The organism is Kitasatospora sp. NPDC002543, from assembly GCF_053594915.1.
The window spans coordinates 23,746-29,833 of the sequence record NZ_JBSFWR010000106.1 but is presented as its reverse complement, the minus strand read 5'-3'; the positions used below and the strand labels follow the sequence as shown (position 1 = coordinate 29,833).

The 6,088-nt window shown below is 76.6% G+C and carries 7 protein-coding genes; 4 read left to right on the top strand and 3 right to left on the bottom strand.

The window, feature by feature from the left end; translation table 11 throughout:
• Positions 1-239 precede the first annotated feature (239 nt).
• Positions 240-422: a hypothetical protein gene (locus ACWD4P_RS31670; RefSeq protein ID WP_359827700.1), complete on the bottom strand. Its 183-nt coding sequence runs from the start codon at positions 420-422 to the stop codon at positions 240-242.
• A 166-nt stretch (positions 423-588) separates the two neighbouring features.
• A complete protein-coding gene (locus ACWD4P_RS31665; protein ID WP_449782021.1) occupies positions 589-2,139 on the bottom strand; it encodes an AMP-binding protein in 1,551 nt (516 codons plus the stop codon).
• Between the two features lie 119 nt (positions 2,140-2,258).
• Between ACWD4P_RS31665 and ACWD4P_RS31660 the strand changes: the two genes are divergently transcribed.
• A complete protein-coding gene (locus ACWD4P_RS31660; protein ID WP_359827703.1) occupies positions 2,259-2,924 on the top strand; it encodes an AAA family ATPase in 666 nt (221 codons plus the stop codon).
• Here the strand turns inward: ACWD4P_RS31660 and ACWD4P_RS31655 are convergent.
• Positions 2,915-3,121, bottom strand: a complete 207-nt coding sequence (locus ACWD4P_RS31655) for a hypothetical protein (RefSeq protein WP_359827704.1) — start codon at positions 3,119-3,121, stop codon at positions 2,915-2,917. The two genes, ACWD4P_RS31660 and ACWD4P_RS31655, sit on opposite strands and share 10 nt — an antisense overlap.
• Positions 3,122-3,380: 259 nt before the next feature.
• On the opposite strand from ACWD4P_RS31655, the gene ACWD4P_RS31650 reads away from it, so the two are divergent.
• The 3 genes from ACWD4P_RS31650 (at position 3,381) to ACWD4P_RS31640 (ending at position 6,062) form a co-directional block, all read left to right on the top strand.
• A complete protein-coding gene (locus ACWD4P_RS31650; RefSeq protein ID WP_359827706.1) occupies positions 3,381-4,133 on the top strand; it encodes a thioesterase II family protein in 753 nt (250 codons plus the stop codon).
• A 159-nt stretch (positions 4,134-4,292) separates the two neighbouring features.
• Positions 4,293-5,531 carry a styrene monooxygenase/indole monooxygenase family protein gene (locus tag ACWD4P_RS31645; RefSeq protein ID WP_449782020.1) on the top strand — a complete coding sequence of 413 codons (1,239 nt, stop codon included), beginning with the start codon at positions 4,293-4,295 and terminating at the stop codon, positions 5,529-5,531.
• 75 nt (positions 5,532-5,606) lie between these two features.
• Positions 5,607-6,062: an archease gene (locus ACWD4P_RS31640; RefSeq protein WP_449782019.1), complete on the top strand. Its 456-nt coding sequence runs from the start codon at positions 5,607-5,609 to the stop codon at positions 6,060-6,062.
• Positions 6,063-6,088: the final 26 nt, after the last annotated feature.

Genomic DNA, 6,088 nt, shown 5'->3' with positions numbered 1-6,088 from the left:
TGCAGTTGCCGGTGAAGTTCCTGGAGTCGTTGGGGATGGAGCACCGGGTCGCGGTGGACCTCGCGGCCGACCACATCGAGGTCCGACCCGACGACATGGCGGAGCACTGATCCCTCGCGGGCCCCTGGCGGAGCACTGATCCCTCGCGGTGCCCCTGGTGGGGCACCGGGCCGGCGGGGCACCGAAGCCGAGTGCGGAAGGTCCGGGTGACGGTGGCCGTCGCCGTCCGGACCGGCCGGTCAGGTGTCGCCGCCCATCCGCTGGAACAGGCCGCTGCCCTCGGCGTCGGCCCGGAGGTCCGGCGGCGCCTCCTTCGCGGCACGCTCGCTCCGGGAGGTGGACGTGCACAGGGCGAAGACGATCAGGGCACTGGCCGCCACGGCGAGGATGCCCAGTGCGGTCAGGACGCGAAGCCAGGTCAAGGGAGTGCCTCCTGGGGGGACGGTGCGGCCCGCACCGATGTGCACGACGCTGCCGGGGATGTGTCGGCAGGTCGGGCCGCCCGGTCGAGTGCCCACGGACGGTTCTTCCCGCCGGGTGGCGCAGAAGAGGTTGCCCGCGTAGGCGCTCGAAGCACTGGAGGGGGCGTCAAGCCCCGTCGCGCGCCCCCGCGGTGGCGGTCGCCCGTATGCTTCCGTCGCCCACCTGGGCCCGCAGGGCGTCGAGGTCCGGCTTCCCGAGACCGTTCAGCGGGATCGCGGGGAGCAGCAGGAGCGTGTCCGGGGCGCACCGGCCGAGCCCGTGCGCCCGGCCCCAGCGGTGCAGCTGCTCGGCCGTCAGCCGGGAGCCGGGGGCGAGGGCGACGGCGGCGTGCACCCGTTCCAGACGGTCCGGGTCGGTGGTCGTGAACATCACCGCCTCGCGGACCTCCGGGTGGGTGCGCAGCGGCTCCTCGATCTCGCGAGGGAACACATTGTGCCCCTCGACGATCGCCATCGGGTCCCGCCGTCCGGCCACCGTCAGATAGCCGGCCGGGTCCAGGCTGCCCAGGTCGCCGGTGTGCAGCCAGCCGTCCCGCAGCACCCGCTCGGTCAGCTCCGGGTCACGCCAGTAGCCGGCCATCGCGGTCGGGGTGCGGACGCGGATCTCCCCGGTCCGGTCCGGCGGCAGCTCGGTACCGTCCTCGTCCACGACGCGCAGCAGGGTGTCCGGGAACGGGCGGCCCGCGGTGGTCAGCAGCCGCGGGGCCAGGTGCTCGTCCGGGCCCAGCCGCGCGACCGGACCGCACTCCGTCAGGCTGTAGGTCTGGTGCAGCACCCGGCCCAGTCGGCGGGTCGCCTCGGCGAGGCGCCGCGGGGAGGCCGCGCAGCCGGTGTAGCCGATCCGGCGCAGGCTGCCGGTGTCGGTCGTGGGCAGCAGCGGGTGGTCCAGCAGCCGGTAGAGCAGGTGCGGCGGCAGGTACGTCCGGGACACCCGGTGCCGCTCGACCGCCGCCAGCACGGCCCCGGCGTCGAAGCCGTCCTGCATCACCACCGTGCCGCCCGCGGCCAGCGAAAGGTCCGCCGTGGTGCCGCCGCCGTGGCAGAGCGGGGTGCAGAGCAGGAAGACCGAGCCGGACAGCAGCGGCGGGCGCGGCGGCCGCCCGAACCGGCGCAGCACCCCCTTCGGGCGCCCGGTGGTGCCGCCCGTGAACCGCACCGCCATCACGTCCTCGGGGCGGCCGCGGGGCTCGAACGGGGCGGGGGAACGGGCCGCGGCGAGGTCCAGCAGGTCCGTGCCGAGCCCGAGCGGCGACGGCCCCAGCGAGAGCAGGAGGGCGGCGGGCACGGCCCGTGCGATCCCGGCGGCCGCCGCCGCGCACCGGACCGGGTCGAAGACCAGCGCGGACGTCCCGGCGAACTCCGCCAGCGCCACCTGCTCCGCGACCGGCCCGTCCGGGAACGGCATCGCCACCCGGCAGCCCAGCAGGTTCGCGGCCAGCCGCACCAGCAGGGCCTCCGGCCGGTTCCCGGCCAGCACCGTCACCCCGTCCCCGGGCCCCAGCCCGGCCCGCTCCAGGGCCCGGGCGGTGCGGTGCACCAGGTCCAGGCACTGCCGCCCGGTCCACGCGCCGTCCCCGAACCGGATCGCCACCCGCCCGGGATCGCGCGCCAGCCCGTCCAGCACCAGCGCGGTGTACGTCGGAGCCGCCTCCGCCATGGCCCGCCTCCTGTCCGACGGGGCGTCAGCCTAGTGGATGCCGGCCCCACGGACGCACCACGGTGCGCCGGGGCCCGGACACCCCGGCCGGGGGTTGTTGTTAGGGTTCCCGGTCGGACGTGGACGGGGGGATCGGGCCGGTGGACAGCGGGGTGGACGCGGTCGTGGCGCCGCGCGGCGTGGTCGACCTGCGGGGCGAGGCCGGGGCGGGGTTCGTCGCCGTCTACCCGGCCGGCGCCGTCGTGGTGGTGTCCGGGCTGCCGGGTGCCGGGAAGAGCACGCTGCTGCGGCGCTGGTCCGGGGCGGCGGTGCGGGCCGTGGACCCGCGGACGGTGCACGAGGCCTGCGAGGCGGTGATGCCCGCCGCCCTGCCGTACGCGGTGTACCGGCCGTGGGCCCGGCTGGAGCACTTCCGGCTGCTGCGCTCCTCGGTGCGCGACGGCGGCCCGCTGCTGGTGCACGACTGCGGCAGCCGCGCCTGGATGCGGCGCTGGCTCGCCCGGGAGGCGGGCCGCGGGGGCCGCGAACTGCACCTGGTGCTGCTGGACGTCGGCGCCGCCACCGCGCTGGACGGCCAGCGGGCCCGCGGCCGGCACGCCTCCACCCGGGTCTTCGCCCGCCACCGCCGGGGCCTGGAGCGCCTGTTGGCGGCCTTCACCCGGCACGTGCGCTCCGGCGGCCCGATGCCGACACCCGAGGCCTCGTCCGTGCTGCTGCTGGACGCCGTCTCCCGGTCCCGGGCCGAGACGGTGCGCTTCGGCCCCGCCGCCGGCCGTCAGCGGTAGGCCCGGCGCTCGGCGGCCGCGTGCCACCAGCCGGGCGGGGACGCGCCGGTGACGGCCGCCGACGGCTGCTCGGGGTGGAGTCCGAGGCGGCGCAGGGCGTCGGCGCGGACCCGGACGTCGAACCAGCCGCGCCAACGGCCGTCCGGGCCGCGCCCGCAGACCAGGTCCGCGCGCACCGCGTCCACGGCGAACGGCATCCAGTCGATGCCCCGGTCGCGCAGTCAAGCGCGGACGGAGGCTCCGACGGCGGGGCGACCGGGCAGGTTCTCGTACGCGGCGACGGTGATCCAGTCCTCGGGCTCGTTCATGCGGCCATCGTGCCACCGCGGCGCCCCGGGGCCCACGGTCGGGAACCGGCCCGCTGTGGCGCATGATCGTCACATCGCCCCGCGGGCGGGCCCGGCACTGCCAGACTGGGGCCGGCAGAGTTCGTCCCGGAGAGAGGCCTCACCCCGCATGTCCAGCAGCGCCGTCGTCGACAATCCGTGGTTCCGCAGGTTCAACCCGTCCGACTCCGCGCCCGCCCGGATCGTGATCTTCCCGCACGCCGGTGGCGCGGCCAGCTACTACCTGGAGTACGCCAACGCGTTGGCGCCGCACGCCGACGTGCTGGCCGTCCAGTACCCGGGCCGGCAGAACCGCATCGCCGAGCCCGTGGTCTCCTCGGTGACCGCCCTCGCCGAGCACCTCGCCCGGGAGCTGCGGGAGTGGGCGGACCGGCCGCTCACGTTCTTCGGCCACAGCATGGGCGCGTCCGTCGCCTTCGAGACCGCCCGGTGCTTCGAGCGCGACGGCGTGAAGGGGCCGGACCGGCTCGTGGTCTCGGCCGGCCGCGCGCCCTCGCTGCGCCGGACCAGCAGGATCCACCAGCTGCCGGACGACGAGCTGCTCGCCGAGATCTCCGAGCTCGGGGGCACGGACGACCGGGTGCTCGCCATCCCGGGCCTGCGCGAGCTGATCCTGCCGAGCCTGCGGGCCGACTACACCGCCGTCGAGACCTACTGCAGCGCCCCGGACGCGACCGTGTCGGCGCCGATCACCGCGCTGGTGGGGGAGAGCGACGACCGGGCCACCGTGGACCAGGTCGGCGGGTGGGAGCAGCACACCACCGGCGCCTTCGACCTGCGGGTCTTCCCGGGCGGGCACTTCTACCTGGCCGACCGGACCGCCGACGTGGTGGAGGTGCTCACCGCGCACCTGCGCGGCTGACCCGGTCCGGGCGGGCACCCGGGCCGGTGGTCCGCCGGCGGCGCGAACCGGACGCCGCCGCGGCCGCCGAACCGGTGTGCCCGCACCGGTGTCCGGAGCGCTCCCGCTCGACTACTGTGCCTGCTTGACGGGCCATCAGCAGATCACCGGGAGGCAGCCTTGCGCCGGATCGCCGTTGTCGGAGCGGGCCAGGCCGGCCTCCAGCTCGCGCTCGGGCTGGTGGCGGACGGGTACCGGGTGACACTGGTCGCCGAGCGCACCCCGGAGCAGCTGCGCGGCGGCCGGGTGCTGTCCACCCAGGCGATGTTCGGCCCCGCGCTGCGGATCGAGGCGGCGGCCGGGCTGGACCTCTGGGCGGACCGGGCACCGGCCGTCTCCTCGGTGGAGGCGGTGCTGGCGGCGCCCCCGGGCGTGCGCGCGCTGGAGTACACCATGACGCTGGACGAGCCCGCCCAGTCGGTGGACCAGCGGCTCAAGCTGGCCGGCTGGCTGGAGCTGCTGGCCGAGCGCGGCGGCGAGATCGAGTACCGCACGCTGGACCGCGGCGGGCTGCACGAGCTGGCCCGCCGGCACGAGCTGACCGTGGTCGCGGCCGGCCGCGGCGGCCTGTCCGGGATCTTCGAACGCGACGCCGGCCGCTCGCCCTTCGACCGGCCGCAGCGCGCGCTGTCCTGCCTGTACGCCCACGGCGTCGGCTCGCCGGACCCGGCGGCCGGGCCGAGGGCCCGGATGAACGCCCTGCCCGGCCTCGGCGAGCTGTACCTGCAGCCGGCGCTCACCCTCTCCGGCCCTTGCGACATCCTGCTCTGGGAGGCACTGCCCGGCGGCCCGCTGGACGCGTTCGGCGACGCCCCGCCGCCCGACGTCCAACTGGACCGGATCCGCGCACTGTTGGGCGAGTACCTGCCCTGGGAGGCGGAGCTCTGGACGCAGGCCGAGCCGACCGACGCCGGGGCCGGCCTGTTCGGCGCGGTCACGCCGGTGGTCCGGCACCCGGTGGCGGAGCTCGGCTCGGGCGTGGACGCCGTCCACGTGCTCGGCCTCGGCGACGCGGTGGTGGTGACCGACCCGATCACCGGGCAGGGCGCCAACAACGCCGCCCGGGCCGCCGAGGCCTACCGTCGGGCCGTCGTCGAGCACGGTGACGCCCCGTACACGGCCGACTGGATGTGCCGCACCGCCGAGCGGTTCTGGCAGCAGCAGGCCCGCCACAGCGTGGAGTTCACCGCCTCGATGCTGACCGTTCCGGACCACCTCCAGGGGGTGTTCGCGGCGGCCGCGCGGTACCCCGAGGTCGGCCGCCGGCTCGCCAACACCTACGCCGAGCCGAGCGACCACGCCGCCTGGCTGGCCACCCCCGAGCTGGCCGCCGCCTACCTCGCCACCCTCGGGAGCTGACCCGGACTTGCCGCCGGGCGCCCCCGGGGACGACGCTGGAGGAGAGACGGCAAGGAGTCGCGGGAGGCGTCGCCCGTGGACGGACACGAACTCGCGGGCCGGTCCGCGGTCGGCCACCGGAGCGTGCCGCACACGGCCGACCTGAGGGTCGAGGCCTGGGCGCCGACGGCCGAGGGCTGCATCGGCGAGCTGGTGCGCGCCGTGGTCGGCGGCTTCGCCGACCTGGCGGACGCGCGGACCGTCGGCGAGCGCGTCTGCACCGTCCTCACGGCGAGCGACCCGGACCTGCTCGCGGGCGTCCTGGAGGAGGTCGTCTACCGGATGGACGCCGACGGCGAGCTGCCGGTGGCGGTGGCGGTCGGCCCGATCGAGGGCCTGGACGGCGCCCGCCGGGTGGAGGTCCGCTTCACGATGGCCGACGCCGCCACCGCCGCGCTGGTCGGCGCCGTGCCCAAGGCCGTCTCACTGCACGACCTGGACCTGAGCGCCGGGCCGGACGGCTGGACCTGCCGGGTCACCGTGGACGTCTGAACCGGCCCCGGTCGCGGCGGACCCGG

Excerpts from the sequence above, each read along its gene's own strand:
- ACWD4P_RS31665 (WP_449782021.1), bottom strand. The coding sequence starts at position 2,139 with ATGGCGGAGGCGGCTCCGACGTACACCGCGCTGGTGCTGGACGGGCTG.
- ACWD4P_RS31650 (WP_359827706.1), top strand. The coding sequence starts at position 3,381 with ATGTCCAGCAGCGCCGTCGTCGACAATCCGTGGTTCCGCAGGTTCAAC.
- ACWD4P_RS31655 (WP_359827704.1), bottom strand. The coding sequence starts at position 3,121 with ATGCCGTTCGCCGTGGACGCGGTGCGCGCGGACCTGGTCTGCGGGCGC.